The organism is Absiella sp. AM09-50 (assembly GCF_003433845.1).
GTDB lineage: Bacteria > Bacillota_I > Bacilli_A > Erysipelotrichales > Erysipelotrichaceae > Hoskinsella > Hoskinsella hominis.
This window is the reverse complement of the sequence record NZ_QVFI01000075.1, coordinates 1-671: the sequence shown is the minus strand read 5'-3', so window position 1 is coordinate 671 and position 671 is coordinate 1. Positions and strand designations below refer to the sequence as shown.

Genomic DNA, 671 nt, shown 5'->3' with positions numbered 1-671 from the left:
CCAATTATCGCAATGATTGCGTCTGCATTATTTCATGGCGCATGGTGGGTAGCACCAAGTGCTTATTTTATAGGCATTGCCGCCATTGTGATATCAGGGATCATGTTGAAAAAAACACGTATGTTTGCGGGAGATCCTGCACCATTTGTGATGGAACTTCCATCTTATCATATGCCAACGCTTACTCATTTGTTACGCTCTATGTGGGAGCGTGCATCCTCCTTTATCAAAAAGGCAGGTACCATTATTTTACTGTCATCTATCGTGATATGGGCTGGTTCTGTGTTTGGTATGGTCAATGGATCTTTTGGTTTTGATTTAGATATGGAATTAGAAAACAGTATGCTGGGAATGCTTGGCAATGTAGTAAGCTGGATATTTATACCGCTTGGCTTTGGGAACATTAAAGCAACAATTGCGACGATTATGGGACTTGTCGCCAAAGAAGAAGTTGTCGGAGTATTTGGTGTTCTTGATTTTGAAGGCATGAGTCAGTTGGCAGCGTATTCCTTCTTGTGCTTTAATTTATTATGTGCACCCTGCTTTGCGGCAATCGGTGCGATTAGAAGAGAAATGAACTCCGCTAAATGGACACTATTTGCGATAGGTTATCAATGCAGCTTTGCATATGCTGTTTCCCTGATGATTTATCAATTTGGATCACTATTTAC

At 41.0% G+C, this 671-nt stretch carries 1 protein-coding gene; it reads left to right on the top strand.

What is annotated here, in order from left to right:
• Nucleotides 1-671: nucleoside recognition domain-containing protein (locus DW114_RS21140; protein ID WP_147323144.1), on the top strand; the 671-nt coding region annotated here is incomplete at both ends.